Origin of the sequence: Microbacterium sp. (genome assembly GCF_044340635.1) — a bacterium.
Classification (GTDB): Bacteria; Actinomycetota; Actinomycetes; order Actinomycetales; family Microbacteriaceae; genus Microbacterium.
Genome location: NZ_JBIITF010000009.1, coordinates 1 through 17,533 on the forward strand (window position 1 = coordinate 1; position 17,533 = coordinate 17,533).

Consider the following 17,533-nt stretch of genomic DNA (forward strand, 5'->3'; position numbering starts at 1 on the left):
GTGCCCGTGACATCGGCGACCTTGCTCGCAGCATCCGCCACGAAGCCAGCCGACGCGCCCCGGAACACCGAGTAACCCGAAACCCCGACGTTATCCGTCGAAGCCGACCAAGACAGCGCCACCGAAGCAGCCGAAGCGGAAGCCGCAACACCACCCGGCACCGACGGCGCCACCGTATCCGGTGCCACCGCGGTCGCCTTGACCGCCGCCGATGCAGCGCTCACGTTGCCCGCCGTGTCGACGGCCGCCACGCGATAGTAGTGGTCGCCCTCAGTCAGACCCGCTTCCGCGAAGCTCGTCTCCGAGACCGTGCCGACGACACTCGACTCGTCTGCGACGAAGTTCGACGTCGCGCCGCGGAATACGCGGTAGCCGCCGATCGCGATGTTGTCGGTGCTCGCCGTCCAGGTCACCTGAGCGTCGAGTCCCGTCGCGGCCACCTGCACGCCACCCGGAACGCTCGGGGCGATCCCATCGACCACGGTCACGGCGACGCTTGCGCTCGCTTCGCTCTGGTTCGATGCTCCGTCGTACGCGGCGACGCGGTAGTACCACGTGCCGATTCCCGGCGCATCGCCCTGGTAGCTCGTCTCTTCGACACCCTCGGCCACCATCGTGGAGGTGTCTGCGACGAAGCCCTCGGTAGCCCCGCGGAAAACGCGGTAGCCGACCACTCCGAAGTCATCCGTCGCCGCACTCCAGGCCAAGTCGACCGAACCGTCCGTGGCGATCGAGCCGGTCAGATCGACCGGCACGGTCGGTGCATCCGTATCGATATCGACGAGAGCACCGGCGGCTTCGCTCGGGGTGCCGACGTTGCCGACGGCGTCCACGGCAACCACCCGGTAGTACCACTGGCCCTCAGCGAGCGCGGAGTCGACGTACTCAACCGTGCCGGTCTCGGCGACAGGTTCGACGCCCTCGATCGAGAAGTCAGGTGTCGTACCGCGATAGATCCGATAGTGATCGACCGCGACGTTGTCGGAACTCGCATCCCACTCGAGCGAGACATCGGTTTCATTCGCGGTCGCGCTGAGACCCGTCACGACTGTCGGCGCCGTCACATCTGCAACGACAACCTCGAGCACGTCGCTCGCCACGCTCTCGTTGCCCGTGAGGTCGTAGGCGCTCACCCGGTAGAAACGCGTTCCGGGCGCTTCGTCGGGGTCGACCCAGGAGACACCCTGGACATCGCCCACGAGGCTCGTCGGGTCGACCACGAAGTCGGCGGTGTCGCCACCGTAGATCCGGTAGCCGGCGACTCCGTTCTCATCCGAGGACGCCGTCCACGTCAGGCTCGCGGTGTCGCTGCCGACATGGGTGACTTCAGCGGGCACGCTCGGCGCGACCGTGTCCTGCAACCCCAGGACATAGTGGGATTCGACTGCATCCGCGCTCAGCGCACCCTGGTAGATCGCCACCTCATCGATTCGACCCGAGAAGTAGTCGCTCGACGGCCGGTTCGCCCACGAGTTCAGGTTGCCGCCGCCGATGCGCCAGAAGCCGTCGAACGCCTGGTTGCCCGCGACGCTGTTCTGAGCCCGCAGAGCGCCGTCGACATAGAGGCGCATACCCGCGGCATCCTGCGCAGCCACGACGTGGTGCCACTTGCCGTCGTTGAGCGAACCCGACGTCGTGATCGTCTGAGCCGAACCAGTGTAGACACCGAACCGAACACGTCCGTCGTTCAGCATGAAGACCTGGCGGTCATACGAGCTGGCGTTGCCGGAGGCGACGTTCTCGAACCCGACGAGCTTGCCGCCCTGGGTCGTAGTCGTGTTGATCCAGAACTCGGTCGAGTAGGTCGAAGGACCGCTCGTCGATACGGAGCTTGCGATGACGCCGTTGTTCGCCGTGCCGGGGGTCTGCACCGCTCCGCCCTCGAACTTCAGGTTGTCGGTGACTCGCGTCACGGCAGAACCGATCGTTCCGGTCGTCTGCCCGATCAGGGACGCGTCCTCGGCGACAGCACCCTCGGTCTCGTCGAACCGCCAGTAGAGGCTCGGGTTCTGCTCGAAGACTGCGGCACCGTAAGCGTCGGCCGGAGCCTCATTGAGCTGAACATCTCCGCCGCCGGCCTGGTAGTGACCGATGACCTGAGCCTGGCTCAGAGGCTGCGAGTAGATCGCCGTCTCGTCGAGCTGTCCGTCGTAAAAGCGCGTGGCAGCGGAGTTGCCGCCGTTGTCGGGCCATCCGTTGAGGTTGTCCCCACCGACGTGCCACGAACCGAAGTACGACTGCGTAGCCGTGATGGAGTTGCGCCCCACCTCAAGCCCATCGACGTAGAGGCGCATACCGGTGGGACCCTGAGTCGCCACGAGGTGGTGCCACTGATCGTCGTTGTACGCCTTGGCCGAGCGGAGCGTCCGCTGCGTGCCGTCGTAGACGCCGAACCGGATGCGGCCCGTTGCGTTCTCCATGTAGACGAGGCGGTCGTAGTTGGTGCTCAGCACATCCACGCCGGTGTCCGTACGGGGGCGACCGTTGCCGTAGTTGACCATGACGCCACCGGTGGTGGACGCCGTCTTGAACCAGGTCTCGACGGAGTAGGTGCTCGGACCGGTCGCACGCTGATCGTTCCAGATGTACTGGCTCACGCCATCGAACACCGCGCTGCTGCTCGCATCGCCGGGGATCGCGCCGCCTGTGTACGTCACACCGTTCTGGGCCTGACCGTTCTTGCCCGCTCCGCCTTCACCCGAGCGATCGATGACCCATACGCCCTGGTCGTCGTAACGCCAGTAGACAGCGGGGTCGTCAGCCAGCACGGTCTCGGCATAGGCCGATCCTGACGCCAGCGCCGTTGCGCTGACCGAGCCCGAAAGCGCACTCTGGTTTCCGGCGCCGTCGATAGCTCGAATCCGGTAGGCATAGCTGACGCCGGGGACGACATTCGTGTCGACGAATGTGACCTGCGGGCGAACCCACCAGTTCGACGAGGCCGTGATCGGCTGACCGATCTGCACATTGTTGCGGTACAGCACGTACTGCAACGGACCGTCATCGGGATCGATCACGGCGCGCGTCGAGACCTGGATGGACCCGCTCGTGACCGCACGGGCGTTGATGCCCGGCGTGGGCGGGTTGCCGGTGTCGGTCGTTCCGAAACGGGTCAGGCCCTGCTGTTCCGTGCCGTTCACGCGCGTGAACTCGCCGCCGGCCCAGAAGTACTCCGCGCCGTTCGCTTGCGCGACGGCGAGCGCCCGCGGTCCGATGCCTTCGCCCGTACCGTCGTTCAGCGCCGGGAACCACGTGATCATCTGCTGCGTGGGATCGTTGACGTCCGTCACGCTCAGGTAAATACGGCGGCCATCCGGGAAGGACCCGTTCCACGAGCAGTCGTGGTGATGGTGCGCCTGGTACAGCTGGTTATCCTTCAGCGCCAGGGCCTGCACCGCACCCAAGCAGCGGTCGCGCCATTCCTGGTTGAACGACGACCAGCTGATGCGCGCCGCGCCGTCGAAGACGCCGCCGCCAGACCCCTCGTTGCCGATGTAGAACGCCGAGTTGTCGGACGTGATCGCCTTCGTGAACGAGCACGGGTGGATGAAGTTGCTGGAGGAGTTCCAGCTGTTCGGGTTCGCGGGGTAAGCGCGGGTGACAGCGCCCGTCGTCGCGTCGATGGCCGCGATGCTATGAGTGTTCACACCATTCACGGTGTAGAACGACCCGCCGAGGATCACCGTCGATCCGTCAGGCGAGATCTCGATCGCCGTTCCCTGAGTGTTCGCATCGACCTCGACGCGGCATTCCACGCCGGGCTCGGGGCGAGTGAGCATGTTGCCCACCGCGTCGGCGACGAAGTTCTGATCCAGCGCACCGGTGCGGTCCACCTTGGCGAAGCTGCGACGCTGAAGTCCCGCGACGCTCTGGAACGTGCCCCCGAAGTACACGGCATCGGCGGTCACCTCCAGCGAACGAACGACCGACGAGATGCTGCTGACGGAGAATGCACGCACGGTGCAGCTCGCCACATCGATCTCGGCGAGACGCGAACGCGAGACGCCACCGATGGACCCGAAGTCGCCTCCGACGAAGACGGTCGTCCCGTCCGGGGATGCTTCAACCGTGTTGACGCGGGCCGCGCCGCCCGAGACGGGGAGCTGGCAGGTCGTGGGTGCACCGGTCGCCGCATCAAGGATGGCGAGGCCGACCATGGCGCGAGCACTACCGCTCTGTCCGGCACCCGGGCGGATCTGTGTGAAGTCACCGCCGACGACGACTCTGCCCTGCGACACGGCGAGCGCACGGACCACACCGTTCGTCTGCCACGTCGGCAGGTGATCCGCACTGAAACTCAGCCCGGGCGTCAGCGCCTGAGCGCTCGACGCAGGTTGAACAACGACCAATCCGAACACCATCGCCAATACAGCCGTGATGCTCACAACGATGCGTCGACGCATCATGCCCCATTTCCCCAGATATCCCCGTGCGTCGGGCTCCCAGCCCGCGCAAATCTCGTGCGTTTCCTTCCCCCAAGAAGGTGCGATACGGAGACCGCGCTCGCGCACAAGATTGGTCTGAGGGTACAGTCCACCCACCCTGAGCGCAAGCGGACCGCCGACAATAGTGCGGGTGGGGCCGCAAGACACGGAGCAACACCCGGATACGGTGGGCGATTACGCCCCTCAGCGCGCTGCGGCGCCTCAGGGTGTCGGGGCGAACGAGAATACGATCGACGGCCGGTATTGCGCCTGGGAGGCTTCGGCCGACCAGAGGCGCACGTTGTCCGCCCCGGCCCCGGACATCCGCAAGGTGATGGTGGTACCAAGCGTCGCTTGCAGCGCTGTCGGATCCAAACCCACCTGATATGCGGTGTTCAGGGCTGTGGCCCCCGTCAGCGAACCCAGCACGCCGGACGAGACCGTCGTCGGACGGTTGTTCCAGGTGATCGCCGTCTCCACCCAGCTATCGCTCACGAGATGGAACGCATGGCTCTCGGCAGACGCGGCGGTGGCATCGTCCGACGTCCGCACGTTGAGCGTCGCCGACACCAGTTGGGTCCCGGCGGGCGCCGCCGGGACAGCAACTCGGATGAACGACTCCAGAGTCCCCTGCGTCAACCGCGACGAGAGCTGATTCGTCGTTCCATACAGCGTGGTCGGTACCGACTGAGCTGTCATGGAGTCCTCGGTGGGTACGACCGTGATCGAAGTCGGAGCGACCACAGGGTTCACGGTGGCGCTCACGGCGCCTGTGGCAGCCCCGAGGTTGCCGCTCGAGTCGACAGCGGCGACACGGTAGAACCATGTGCCCGCCGGCCGCGACGCGTCCACGTAGCCCGCCTGAGCGACGTCCGCGATCTTGGAGGCCGCGTTGGCCGTGAACCCCGCAGAGGTCCCCCGATAAACGGAGTACCCCGCGACGGCAACGTTGTCGGTCGCCGCGGCCCAACTGAGCCCGACGTCGGATGACGAGACCGTCGCCGCGAGTCCGGACGGAGTCGATGGCACGGTCGTGTCGGGAGCCCCGATGGTGACCGTTCCGGCCGTGGACGGCGCGCTCACATTGCCGGCGGTGTCACGCGCCGTCACCCGGTAATGCCATGTTCCGGCTGGGACGCCGTTCTCGACGAGCGAGGCTGTGGTGACGGAACCGTTCACCAGGTTCGCGGCACTCGGAGTGAATCCGGCGGTCGAACCCCGGTACACCGCGTACGAGGCGATGCCCGAGGCATCCGTAGACGCCGCCCACGAGACCGTTGCCGCGCCCGCTCCGGTCTGCACGGCTTGAACCCCTGCGGGCACCGTCGGTGCTTGCAGATCCTGGCCACCGACGGCGCCGTAGTGCGCCGAGACCTGCGCCGCTGTCAGCGGACGCGTGTAGATCGCCGTCTCATCCAGTTGTCCGTCGAAGAAGCGGTTCGCCTGCGCGCCGGACGTACCGCTGCTGGGGAATCCGTTGAGGTTGTCACCGCCTACACGCCACATGCCGTAATACGCGCGGTTCTGGGAGATCGCGTTCTGTCCGACGATCGCCCCATCTATATAGAGGCGCATACCCTCGGCGCCCTGCGTCGCGACCAGGTGGTGCCATTGGTTGTCGTTGTAGGCGGCGTCGGTCCGCAACGTCTGCACAGCGGAGGGAGCACGCACCCCGAACCGGATACGTCCGGTCGATGCCTCCATATAGACCACCCGGTCGTACGTGGATGTCGTCTGCGTCCACGGGTTGTCGCCGTGGTTGTAGGAGCTGCTGACGGTGTCCGCGTTCGTATCGGTTCGTGGGCGGCCGTTGCCGTAGTTCACCATGGAGCCGCCTGTTGTCGACGAGGTACGGAACCACGTCTCGATCGTGTAAGTCGCGGGTCCGAGCGCCGGCTGATCGTTCCAGATGTACTGGGCAAGCGCATCGTTGAACGTCGCGCTGCGGCTCGCATCGCCGGGGATCGCTCCCGCGGCACCTCTCGTCACACCGTTGTCCGCCGTGCCGTTCAGACCCTGGGTCGTCTGTCCGGAGCTGTCGAGCACCCACGTCGAACCGGCGATGTCGTCGTATCGGTAGTACAGACGCGGCCCGTCCGCAATCACTGTGCTCGCGTACGCGGACGCGGTACCCGATGCCGTGGCGGACGCCGCCGTGGACAGGCCACTCTGATTGCCCGCGCGATCGATGACTCGGACACGGTAGGTGTTGGTCGTCCCCGGAGAGACCGTGTCGACGAAGGTGATCTGCGGCCGGAACCACCACTGGGCACGGGCCGTTCCGGTCCATACGGGGGTCGTGGTGTTGGCGCCACGGTAGACCGCGTACGTCAGGTCTTCGTCGTCGTTGTCGTACACACCGCGGATGTTCACCTGGATCGCGCCGGGTGTGACCGCGCGCGCGGTGATGGCGGGCACCGGTGGGGCACCGGTGTCGGTGGGTCCGAACCGGGTCAGAGCCTGCTGGTTCGACCCGTTGACACGCGTGAACTCTCCACCGACCCAGAGATAGTCGGTCGACCCTGAACGCGCCATGGCCATCGAGCGCGGCCCGAGCCCTTCACCGGTTCCGTCGTTGAGTTCGGGCGACCAGCCGAGTTTCGCCTGAGCGGGGTCGGCCGTCCTGCTCACACTGACGTACGTGCGGCGGCCGTCCGGGAACATGCCCATCGCCGCGCAGTCGTGATTGTGGTGCCCGGAGAACAGCAGTCCCTGCGCGACGACCATCGTCTGAACCGCGCCGAGGCAGATGTCCCGCCAGACCTGGTTCAGCGTGTCCCACGAGACCGCGAATCGTCCGTCGAAAGCGTTGCTGCCCTCGTTGCCACCGTAGAAGTTGACGCCGTCGCTGACGAGGGATTGCGTGCGCGAGGTGTTCTGTACGAAGTTGGGATAGGTCCGTAGAATCCCGCCGTCAGTTCCGCTCACGACCGCTATCGAATGCGTGTTCTGCCCGTTGACGGTGAAGAAGTCGCCACCGAGCGCGACTTTCGCCCCGTCGGGCGAGACGGTCACGGCCGTGCCACGCGAGTTGGCGGTGGGAAGGATCGTCGGGGTGTACTTGTCCACCGTCGTGCCGGATGCGTTGGCGACCCAGCTCTGCAGGGCCCCCGCGCGGCTGACCTTCGCGAAGCTCCGCCGCGACTGACCGGCGACCGTCTGGAACGCACCACCGAAATAGACGGCGTCGGCAGTCGGGGCGATCGAGAGCACGGTGGATGAGATCGCGCCGGGCCGGAACGACGTCACGCGACACTGCACGACATCGATCTCGGCCAGCCGCGCAACCGCGACACCGCCAATCGTGGAGAAATTGCCCCCGACGAAGACGGTGTTGCCCGTCGGGGCGGCTGCCACTGCGTAGACGATCGGGTTGGAGGATCCGAAGGTGAGAGCGAACTGGCAGCTGTCGGGAACTCCCGTCGCCGCGTTGAAGATCGCGAGCGCACGTTGGGTCCTGGGCGATCCACTCTGCCCGGAGCCCGGCCGCAGCTGCCCGAAGGAGCCGCCCGCGACGAGCTTGCCGGCCGTCGCGGCCATGCCCCATACGACGCCGTCCGTCTGCCATGTGGGCAGGGCGTCGGCGCTCACCGGAACGCCCTGCGTCACTGCCGCGGCGGGTGCGGGGCTCTCGGCCACGCACAATCCCAGGGCCAGCACGGCCACGCTGAACGCCGCAAGAATCCGAACGCGCACGATATTGCCTCTCTCACCGTCGCCGATATCGAGTGGGCCCGAACGAGCACGCGGCTCCGCACGACGAAAGCGATTCATCCCCAACCGGAGTCGTCTTCGAGCGTCCGGCTATGCCGCGAAAGATACACCCGGATCGAGGCGCAAGGGAAGCAGTCCCTCGACCGCGCTCACACCCTCTGATCGGTGGGGGGCGTGGGCCGACGGGGGATCAAGAGCGCGGCGCCGACAAGGGCTGCCGCCCCTACCGCGAGAGCGAAGCCCCACGCAGCTCCCGAGCTTCCCCACCACAGAGCGAAACCGAGAGGGACCACGAGCGTGAAGGCCGCGAGGATAGCTCGCATGATCGTCGAGCGGTTGTTGAGTTTGCGCACCCGGAACACGGTGAGCACGAGGGTGTATGCCGCGAGCAGAAGGTACTGAACCAGGAAGGCCGGGCGAAGGCTTTCCGCTTCGACCCACGTCGCGCCGAGGAGAGCCCGCCCGATGTCCTCTCCGATGAGAAGGACGGCGAAACCGTAAACGATACTGCCGACCAGCAGAATCCCGCCGAGTTCTCCGAGACGAGCCCGATAGCGACGTGTTCCGGCCGCACGCGACAGCTCGGGGATCATCGCGATCCGAAGGGCCGTGAAGATCGTGTTCAAGGGAGAGAACAGGAGCTGCGCGCCGCGCAAGGCGCCTACCCCCGCCGACCCGATGACAGGGGCCAGCAGCACCCATACCGCCAGAGTGGACCCGTTCAGGCTCGCGAATTCTCCGAGGTACCGGAATGACGACGAAGCATGCGACCGAACCCATCGCCACCCGCCGGGTATGTCGGGAAGTGCACGGAGGGCCAGAGCGGCGACCACGATCGACAGGGCCGCGCCGGCGGTCCACGCTACGACGACCCACGGAGCCCCGGCCTGGGCGACGCTGAGGACCGCCATCGCCACGACCGCCGGGACCGTCCACACCACGTCCAGGACGAGCGCGAGAGTCGTGCGACCCTCGACGAGAGCAACGTAACGATACGAATCCTGCACGACGGCGAAGAATGTGCCCGCCGCCAAGGCCAGCCACACCATGCGCGCGTCCGGCGGCATGAAGAGGGCGATCACCGAGAGGACCAACGCCCCGATCAGGGCGGGCGGTACGGACGCGCCGACGATCTCCCTTCGGAGGCCGCCCTCCTGGCCCCGTGTTGCGCTGTCGTGAACGAGTGCCGTCTCACCCACCAGAGCGCGCGCGCCGCCGAGAAAGAACACCAGGAAGGCGTATGCCACAGCGAATCGGCCGAATTCCGTTGCGGAGCTCGCCCCGGCGGCGAACGCGACGAGAGCGAAATTGGACAGGGAGTTGACTCCCTGGTCCGCGATCGAAACGAACCGAGAACTCGAGCGCATCAGTCTGCTGGCACTGCGCGGAGTTCCCGGACCCACTTCGCCATGTAGACGACGCACAGGAGCACACTGAGGACAGCAAGGGCCACATAGGCCCAGAGGAAGACGTCGACGAGCGGTACGAGCACGAACACCACGCACGTCACGCCGTAGTCGACCGGCAGCAGGATGAACGCGCGCACGGCGACGGTCCGACTCATGCTCGTGCTGCGGGGTGCGCCAGAGCCTCCCGAGCGGACCTTGTCCACGAGCAGGCCGCCCGCGTAGACCAACGTGGCGGCGACGAGGAACACCGCGGCCCACGCCAGACTCTCGAGGGGCCACCCGGCGCGGATCATGTAGGCGGCGACCGAGATGTGCAGCAGGGCGATCCGTCCCGCGTCGAGCACATGGTCGAGCCATTCGCCCAGAGGGGTGCCGCCGCCGCGGAGTCGCGAGAGCTGTCCGTCGGCCGAGTCGAGGATGAATCCGATGATGAGCAACACCCCGATCAGGGCGCCCCAGGCGGAACCGATCGGCACGAACCAGAGCCAGACCAGGGCTCCATATGTGAAAAGCGCCCCGAGGAGGGTGATTCCGTTCGGTGTGAGCCAGGCCGGGGCGGCGGCGGCGACCCAACGACCCGCGCGACGATTCACCCACAGCGTGTATGCCGGTACGCCCTTCGGCACCTTCTGCGCCTTACTCAATGACGCATAACGTTCTCGGATCCCACTCACCTGACCGTGCCCCCCTCGAACTTCTTCACTGCGCCCGCCTCAGCTGAACCGTGAACCACGGGCACCATTCGATCCCCAGATCGTATTGGGGGGCACGTCGCGATCGACCACCGTCATGGGGGCGATGAGAGCGTTGGCGCCGATGTGGACACCGCCGAGCACCATGCACCGGCTGGTCACCCAGGCTCCGTCGCCGATGGTGATCGGGCGCGTGATCAGGGCCATGTCGCGCCGATGAGCGTGACTTCCGGTCGTGAGAAAGGTGTCCTGCGAGATGACGGCATCCTGACCGACGTAGATGTGGTCCTGGTTGTGGAACCAGGCTCCTTCGCCGATCCAGCTGCGCGCTCCGATGTGCAGCTTCCAGGGGAAGCGGACCCTCGTTCGGGGCCGGAAGATCACGCCCGCCGCGATCTCGGCTCCGAAAGCCCGCAGCACAAGAATCCGCAGACGCGAACTGACCTGGAGGGGGTTCGTCACGAGCAGAAGCTCGGCAAGACCCCAGGCGAAGACGACCCAGGAAGGTCTGTCCCAGCTGGAGCGCTCTCCCGGCGCAAGAGATAGGTCTATGGTCGCATCGCTCGTCATCGCCGGTCCCCCTGCCATCGCTCCCCCCACGGTCGCGAATACCCCATGCTAGCCAACGGTGCGGCTGGCGGCGGCCCCGAGGGTGCGCGTGCGTACACTGGCCGTTCGGGCGTCGGTGTGCCGCGGCAGGGAAAGGTGACGAATGAAGATCCTGGGAATAGTCACCCTGGTCAGCCCGAATGGCGAGTACGGCGGTCCTCTTCGCGTCGCTGTGAACCAGCTCGTGGCGCTGCGTGAACGCGGACACGAGGTTGTCCTCGGGGGCGCGCACCGCGGCTTCACCGGGTCACCCCCGGCAGACCTCGAGGGAGTTCCCGCCAAGCTTTTTCCGGCGCGCACACTCATCCCCGGTAGCGGCTTTGCGGGGCTGGCCGCGCCTGGGCTGTGGCGCGCGATCCGTCTTCACGCGCAGGAATTCGACGTCGTACACGTCCACACCGCCCGCGACCTCGTCACCCTTCCCGCGGCACGCATCGCCCAGTCGTTGGGCGTTCGAACGGTCCTCCAGACCCACGGAATGATCGACGAGAGCACGAATCCCCTCGCCGGACCCCTCGACGTGGCGCTCACGCGCCCGGCGCTGCGGGCCGCCGCACACGTCGCCTACCTGACGCCCGCGGAGCGCGCGTCGCTCGACGTCGTCTCGCAGGGCACGGCCCGACTGACCGAGCTGACGAACGGCGTACCGACCGAAGACCAACCGGATCGTCCGCCGATACCTGGTCGTGTCCTGTATCTCGCCCGCCTCGCCTCCCGCAAGCGACCAGGCTTGTTCGTCGAGGCCGCGGCGCAGCTCGTGCCCGAGTTCCCCGAATCCGAGTTCGTCCTCGTAGGCCCTGATGAAGGCGAAGGCCCGGCCGTCGAGGCGGCGATCGCCGCTTCCGACCACGACGGGCGAATCCGGTGGACCGGGCCGGTCTCGCCGAGCGACACCGCAGAACAGATGCAGCAGGCGTCGATCTTCGTATTGCCGAGCGTGAATGAGCCCTATCCGATGTCGGTGCTCGAGGCGATGTCCGCCGGACTTCCCGTGATCGTGACGTCGACGTGCGGGCTCGCGTCCTTCATCTCCGCCCACGATGCGGGGATCGTCGTCGACGAAACGCGGGAGTCGCTTGTGAGCGCCATCCGCCGCCTCCTCGCGGATCCCGTCGCGGCGGCCGAGATGGGGCGACGCGGACACGAGGCCGTCGTGGCGGAGCGCAGCATGGCGGCGGTCGCCGAGCGCCTGGAACAGCTTTATCGATAGGATCGGGCGCGGGGGGGCCATGGGGATGCCTCTTACAGCGTCGGGGCTCGGGACGATTTCCCGCGCGCTGACTCGATCGAGAGGACGACACGTGAAACGCGCTTTGATCACCGGTATCACCGGCCAGGACGGTAGCTACCTGGCCGAGCTTCTGCTCGGCAAGGGGTATGAGGTCCATGGGCTCATCCGCCGTGCCTCCACCTTCAACACGTCGCGCATCGACCACCTGTACGTCGACCCGCACGAATCCGACGCCAAGCTCTTCCTGCACTACGGCGACCTGAGCGACGGTGGACGCCTCGCGACTCTGCTCGCCAGCATCGACCCGGACGAGGTCTACAACCTGGCGGCGCAGTCGCACGTTCGCGTCTCGTTCGATGAGCCCGAGCAAGCGGCCACAACCGGCACGGGAACGATCCGGCTGCTGGAGGCGGTGCGCGCCTCCGGCATCAAGACCCGCTTCTACCAGGCTTCGTCCTCGGAGCTCTACGGCGCTACGCCTCCTCCGCAGAGCGAGACGACACCGTTCTACCCGCGTTCGCCGTATGCGGTTGCGAAGCTGTACAGCTACTGGATCACGAAGAACTACCGCGAGGCCTACGATCTCTTCGCCGTGAACGGCATCCTTTTCAATCACGAATCGCCACGCCGTGGCGAGACGTTCGTCACGCGCAAGATCACGCGCGCTGTCGCCGCGATCAAGCTCGGTCGGCAGGACAGCGTCTACCTCGGCAACATCGACGCTATCCGCGACTGGGGTTACGCCGCCGAGTACGTCGAGGGCATGTGGCGCATGCTGCAGGTCGACGAACCCGACGACTACGTCTTGGCGACCGGTGTGGGCATCACCGTCCGCGACTTCCTCGAGACCGCTTTCTCGCATGTCGGCCTGGACTGGCAGGAGTACGTTCGGTTCGACGAGCGCTACCTGCGCCCGACCGAGGTGGACGCCCTCATCGGCGACCCCAGCAAGGCCGAGGCGAAGCTCGGGTGGAAGGCCACGGTGAGCCCGCTCGAGCTGGCGCGCATCATGGTCGACGCCGACGTCGAAGCCCTCGAGCACTCGGGGAAGCCCTGGATCGACAAGGTGGCGCTCCCCGGATGGCCGTCGCTATGAGCGACGGCGTGGACTTCGCGCCTGGCGCGCTTGACCGCGACGCGACCTTTTACGTGGCCGGACACCGCGGCCTCGCCGGCAGCGCCGTGTGGCGGCGGCTGGAGGCTGAGGGCTTCACCGACCTCGTCGGGCGCCGCTCCAGCGAGTTGGACCTCATGGATCGCGATGCAGTCTTCCGCTTCATGCGCGAGACCCATCCCCGCTACCTGATGCTTGCCGCGGCCAAAGTCGGCGGAATCCTCGCGAACAGCACCTATCCCGTCGACTTTCTGAGCGACAATCTCCGCATCCAGACGAACGTCATGGATGCGGCGGTGGAGGTGGGCGTCGAGCGTCTCGTGTTCTTGGGCTCATCGTGCATCTATCCCAAGTTCGCTGAGCAGCCGATTCGAGAGGATTCGCTGCTCACCGGAAAGCTCGAACCGACCAACGACGCCTACGCGATCGCGAAGATCGCGGGGATCATGCAGGTGCAGTCCGTTCGACGCCAATACGGGTTGCCGTGGATCTCGGCGATGCCGACCAACCTGTACGGGCCGAACGACAATTTCTCTCCTCTCGGTTCGCACGTGCTGCCAGCGCTCATCCGTCGTTATGACGAAGCCCACGCGTCGGGTGCGCCTTCGGTGACGAACTGGGGCACGGGAACTCCTCGTCGCGAATTCATGCACTCGGACGATCTCGCATCCGCGTTGCTGCACCTGATGGAGCACTACGACGGCCCCGAACACCTCAATGTGGGAACCGGATCCGACGTGACCATCCGCGAGATCGCGGAGCAGATCTCCCAGACGGTCGGCTACGACGGTGTCACGGAATGGGACACGACCAAACCCGACGGGACCCCGCAGAAGCTCCTCGACGTTTCGGCGCTGCGCGACACCGGGTGGACCGCTGAGATCGATCTAGCGGAAGGTCTCGCCCGGACGGTCGAGTGGTACCGAGCGCACGCCAAGGACATCAGGGGCTGAGCCTCTCCGGCCCGGGATACTGGCGGCACGGACGAACAGGATGCAGACGATGGTGAGCGTCAGTGCTCCCGTCGCCTGCAGCAACGAACCCCGGAGCAGAATAGTCAGGTATACCGGCAGGATCGCGCCGACAATCCCCCAGACTCCTCCGTAGCGGAATGCCGGGACGATTCGCGTATCCATCGCTCGCAGTGCGATGCCGAGCAGCAGGAAGACGATGATGACACCCGCGATCCCGCCGTTCACGACTCCCTCCGCCCACATCGGCGCCGACAGGTTCTTGAAGGCGTAGCCGCGGTACTCCGCAAGCATCACCCCCGTGTCGGTGGGCTTGTCGGGCCAGATCGAGCGAGGAACCCAGAAGAGCACGCTGCCCAGGAACTGGCTGAAGGGCACGACGTGACCCTCGAGCCAGTACGACAGCGCATTGGCGATCTGCCAGAAGGCGTCGTAGTCGCCGTTGGAGAGATATTCGTCGAAGAATCCCGACCGGGTCACGCGGACCTCGGTGCGACGGAATGCATCCGCGATCGGGAACAGGAAGAGGAACCCGCAGATGCCCGCGAGCATCGTCAACCGCGCCGCCCGGCGTGTGGCCGCGGCGCCGGCATAGATGACCAAGGCGAACGCGACGGTACCGAACGTGTACCTGGCGCTCGATACCGGATTGACGATCAGGACCAGCACCGCGCCGCCGAACACCGCCGCCCCGAGCGCGATGCGTCGCGAAGTGGCGCTGGACGCTCGGCGGGCCAACTGCGCGAGCGCACCCACCGCGACCAGGAGCGGGTAGATGCCGCTGGGATAGACGAGCGCTCGTACCGCAGGGTCTGGCCAGGCCGCCTCACGAGCGGCTCCCGCGGCCTCGCGACTACCCAGCAGGGCCGTGGGCCCCAACCTGACGAGCACGTAGGCGCTGAGCGCGAGTGCCACCGCGTAGAGCAGGATGGTGCGCCAGCTGCTGACACCGCGAACGATGTCCGGCGTGACCGTCACGGGGCCGGCGGGACCCTTCCGTTCGGCGCGGGTCCGCTCACGCCATACCCAGACGAGCCGCCCCAGCTCGAAGCAGACGATGCCGAGCGCAACGACGCCGGCGGTGGCCATGTCCAGCGATGGATCAACGCCGGGGGTCGTGGTCGAGGTCAGTCCCGAACGAATCTGGGCCGTCGGAGCCAACCCCATGAAGATGTAGACGAAGAGCCAGAAGAAGAACTCGAACAGACGGGGCGTTCCGTTGACCCAGATGAAGGAGAGTCGGATGCCCGCCCAGATCATGATCAGCAGCGTGACGATCCACGCGTCACTGCGGGGCGCTTCCTGCACGTCCGCGATCAGGTAGGCGGGCAGAGCGGCCGAGAGGACCGCGATCGAGAGCACCCATAGGACGATGCGCGCGGCCCCGCGAAGGTTCGCACCCATCGTGTCTGTGGACCAGCCCAGGCGAGGCGTCTCGCTGGGCGCCGTGGCGCGCCGCGGACCGGGTCGGGCGGGGGCGTTGGACTGCGCCATGTATGGATCGCTCCGTAAGCGGATGGGGGCCCGCGCGCGTCCGCGCACCGGCCGCGCGGCCACGGGCGATAACATGCTATCGGGGGTTGGCTGGGTTTGTGCCGGCCCAGATCGGGATGGCATGGATTCGAAAAGCCTGCTGAGGCTAGTGCGTTACCACTGGGCAGTCGTTCTGGTGTGCGCGATCCTCGGTGTATTCGCCGGGCAGGTGGTCGCCGCGGTCACGCCACGCGAGTACACCGCGAGCGCGGACGTCTTCGTGACGGTCACCGGTGGCAGCACGACCGGAGAGGTCGCGCAGTCCGGCAATTTCGCGCAGCAGCAGGCGCGCAACTTCGGTGCCGTCGCGACACGCGAGGTCGTCCTCGCGCCCGTCGTGGAGCAGCTCGAGCTGCCGATGACGATCGGCGAGCTGCGCCGCCTCGTCTCGGCATCCGTTCAGTTGAACACCAGCGTCATCACGATCTCGGCAACGGACCGCTCACCAGACCGCGCCGCCGCGATCGCCAACGCGGTCGCGTTGAACCTGTCTGAGGTCGCCCCCTCCCTGACCCCTCGCGTGGACGGTGAGTCCCCCGTGCGCGTGCAGGTGATCGAATCAGCGACCGCGCCGGCCAATCCCTCGTCCCCGAACGTCACCCTTCTGCTCATCCTGGGGCTTCTCAGCGGCCTCATCGTCGCCACCATCATCGTCGTGCTCCGCGGCGTCATCGATGCGCGGGTGCGTTCGGCCGACCAGGTCACCGAGATCGCAGCGATCCCGGTCATCGGTTCGATCTCGTTCGATCGGCGAGCCCAACGTCAGCCGCTCGCGCTCACCTCGGACGCGCACTCGCTGCGCGCCGAGGAGTACCGCCAGCTTCGGGCCAACATGCGTTTCTTGCAGCCGGGCGAAACGCACAAGGTCTTCGTGATCACCTCGTCGATCCCGGGCGAGGGCAAGAGCTCCACGGCGGCCAACATGGCAGCGGCCCTGGCCGCATCGGGCGTTGCCGTCTGCCTTGTCGAAGCGGACCTGCGTCGTCCGACGATCTCGAACCTGTTCGACCTTCCCGAGTCCGCAGGATTCTCGGCGGTGCTCGCGGGTGACCGCACGATCGACGAGGCGCTCATCCCGTGGGGTGAGGACGGACTTCAGATCCTGCCGGCCGGCGACATGCCCCCCAACCCGAGCGAACTCCTCGAGTCAGCTGCCGCCGTCGCCACTTTCCAGCGCATCCGCGAACGGTTCGACGTCACGATCGTCGACTGTCCACCGCTGATCGCCGTCTCCGACGCCGCCGTCCTGGGCCGTCTGCTCGGTGGAATCATTCTCGTTGTGGGCGATCGAGTGCTTCGGGTCAGGGATCTTCGACGTGCTGTCGACCGCCTGGCTGCGATCGGGGCACCCGTCGACGGTGCTGTCTTGAACATGTCGCGAACAACCCGTGCGAGCAGGTACCGCTACACATACACTCCCCGGGACGGTCGGGCCGCATCCGCCGACCTCGCGGCTGGTGCAGGGGGCTCTCGTTCGAATGGCCCCCAGGGCGCGGAGGACGAGTCCGAGCACGAGATCCTCGACGACGCGAAGGAACGTGACGACGATGCGTACGCGGGGATCGAGTTCGAGGGCGAAAGCGACGGAGACGTCGCTGACCTCGACGACGTCGCCCTCGGCGCGGACGACGAGAACGAGGACGACGTTCCGGACGACGCGAGCGAAGCGGACGAGGACGACGTTCCGGACGACGCGGGTGATGACGACGACATCGACGAACCCGTGCGGACGGGGCGACCGAAGTCGCTCCCGCGGACGACCGATTTCACGCGTATGAGCGCCGCGGACGCCTCGACGGCCGCTCGTCCCGGTTCGGACGGATCGCGCTCCTGAGC

10 protein-coding genes are annotated in these 17,533 nt (G+C 66.7%); 4 read left to right on the forward strand and 6 right to left on the reverse strand.

Features of this window, described 5'->3' with window-relative positions; translation table 11 throughout:
- From ACIQ0W_RS09290 to ACIQ0W_RS09310, 5 genes are all read right to left on the reverse strand, one after another.
- A partial coding sequence (locus ACIQ0W_RS09290) for a LamG-like jellyroll fold domain-containing protein (protein ID WP_396642503.1) occupies positions 1–4,406 on the reverse strand: 4,406 nt, incomplete at its 3' end.
- 240 nt (positions 4,407–4,646) lie between these two features.
- A complete protein-coding gene (locus ACIQ0W_RS09295; RefSeq protein ID WP_396642504.1) occupies positions 4,647–8,120 on the reverse strand; it encodes a LamG-like jellyroll fold domain-containing protein in 3,474 nt (1,157 codons plus the stop codon).
- 167 nt (positions 8,121–8,287) lie between these two features.
- Entirely contained in the window at positions 8,288–9,505 is a 1,218-nt protein-coding gene (locus tag ACIQ0W_RS09300; RefSeq protein ID WP_396642505.1) for a hypothetical protein, read from the reverse strand.
- Positions 9,505–10,173 (reverse strand): CDP-alcohol phosphatidyltransferase family protein, encoded by a 669-nt coding sequence (locus ACIQ0W_RS09305; protein ID WP_396642506.1) that lies wholly within the window; start codon positions 10,171–10,173, stop codon positions 9,505–9,507. Before ACIQ0W_RS09305 ends, ACIQ0W_RS09300 begins: the two co-directional genes overlap by 1 nt.
- 87 nt (positions 10,174–10,260) lie before the next feature.
- Entirely contained in the window at positions 10,261–10,827 is a 567-nt protein-coding gene (locus ACIQ0W_RS09310) for an acetyltransferase (RefSeq protein WP_396642507.1), read from the reverse strand.
- Between the two features lie 124 nt (positions 10,828–10,951).
- Here ACIQ0W_RS09310 and ACIQ0W_RS09315 point away from each other — a divergent pair, with 124 nt between their 5' ends.
- The 3 genes from ACIQ0W_RS09315 to ACIQ0W_RS09325 all read left to right on the forward strand — a co-directional run bounded on the left by ACIQ0W_RS09315 (position 10,952) and on the right by ACIQ0W_RS09325 (position 14,146).
- Positions 10,952–12,058 carry a glycosyltransferase gene (locus tag ACIQ0W_RS09315; protein WP_396642508.1) on the forward strand — a complete coding sequence of 369 codons (1,107 nt, stop codon included), beginning with the start codon at positions 10,952–10,954 and terminating at the stop codon, positions 12,056–12,058.
- A gap of 91 nt (positions 12,059–12,149) precedes the next feature.
- Entirely contained in the window at positions 12,150–13,175 is a 1,026-nt protein-coding gene (gmd, locus tag ACIQ0W_RS09320) for a GDP-mannose 4,6-dehydratase (protein ID WP_396642509.1), read from the forward strand.
- Positions 13,172–14,146 (forward strand): GDP-L-fucose synthase family protein, encoded by a 975-nt coding sequence (locus ACIQ0W_RS09325; RefSeq protein ID WP_396642511.1) that lies wholly within the window; start codon positions 13,172–13,174, stop codon positions 14,144–14,146. Before gmd ends, ACIQ0W_RS09325 begins: the two co-directional genes overlap by 4 nt.
- On the opposite strand, the gene ACIQ0W_RS09330 is transcribed toward ACIQ0W_RS09325, so the two are convergent.
- Positions 14,081–15,658 (reverse strand): hypothetical protein, encoded by a 1,578-nt coding sequence (locus ACIQ0W_RS09330; RefSeq protein WP_396642513.1) that lies wholly within the window; start codon positions 15,656–15,658, stop codon positions 14,081–14,083. The two genes, ACIQ0W_RS09325 and ACIQ0W_RS09330, sit on opposite strands and share 66 nt — an antisense overlap.
- A 121-nt stretch (positions 15,659–15,779) precedes the next feature.
- Here ACIQ0W_RS09330 and ACIQ0W_RS09335 point away from each other — a divergent pair, with 121 nt between their 5' ends.
- On the forward strand, positions 15,780–17,531 hold the full coding sequence (locus tag ACIQ0W_RS09335; RefSeq protein ID WP_396642515.1) for a polysaccharide biosynthesis tyrosine autokinase: 1,752 nt from the start codon (positions 15,780–15,782) through the stop codon (positions 17,529–17,531).
- The last annotated feature ends 2 nt before the right edge of the window (positions 17,532–17,533 follow it).

Bases quoted from the DNA above. Each gene is read 5' to 3' on its own strand.
- ACIQ0W_RS09300 (WP_396642505.1), bottom strand. From the start codon at position 9,505: ATGCGCTCGAGTTCTCGGTTCGTTTCGATCGCGGACCAGGGAGTCAAC.
- ACIQ0W_RS09310 (WP_396642507.1), bottom strand. From the start codon at position 10,827: ATGGCAGGGGGACCGGCGATGACGAGCGATGCGACCATAGACCTATCT.
- ACIQ0W_RS09315 (WP_396642508.1), top strand. From the start codon at position 10,952: ATGAAGATCCTGGGAATAGTCACCCTGGTCAGCCCGAATGGCGAGTAC.
- ACIQ0W_RS09325 (WP_396642511.1), top strand. From the start codon at position 13,172: ATGAGCGACGGCGTGGACTTCGCGCCTGGCGCGCTTGACCGCGACGCG.
- ACIQ0W_RS09330 (WP_396642513.1), bottom strand. From the start codon at position 15,658: ATGGCGCAGTCCAACGCCCCCGCCCGACCCGGTCCGCGGCGCGCCACG.
- ACIQ0W_RS09335 (WP_396642515.1), top strand. From the start codon at position 15,780: ATGGATTCGAAAAGCCTGCTGAGGCTAGTGCGTTACCACTGGGCAGTC.